Origin of the sequence: Belnapia mucosa, assembly GCF_016775475.1 — a bacterium.
Lineage (GTDB): Bacteria > Pseudomonadota > Alphaproteobacteria > Acetobacterales > Acetobacteraceae > Belnapia > Belnapia mucosa.
Window position 1 is genome coordinate 1 of record NZ_JAEUXJ010000108.1, and the last position, 279, is coordinate 279.

1 protein-coding gene is annotated in these 279 nt (G+C 55.6%); it reads right to left on the bottom strand.

Going from position 1 to position 279, the window contains the following annotated elements:
* Positions 1-279, bottom strand: a 279-nt coding sequence (locus JMJ55_RS30565) for a calcium-binding protein (protein ID WP_407927581.1), incomplete at both ends; no start/stop codon positions are given.

Genomic DNA, 279 nt, shown 5'->3' on the forward strand with positions numbered 1-279 from the left:
CTGTATTGCGCACGGTCTATGCCCTCGCCCCCCATCAACTGATCGGCTCCAGCATCCCCAAAGAGAATGTCATTGCCTTCGCCCCCATCCAGACGGTCTATACCGCTGCTACCATAAAGGGAGTCGTTGCCCGCGCCACCAAATAGGTCGTCGTTGCCAGACAGACCGTAGAGGCGATCATTTCCATCCGCCCCCCAAAGCGCATTGTGCCCGGAGGAACCATATATGCTGTCATTGAAGTTCGAACCGTATGCGTTCTCGATATCGATCAGGGTATCG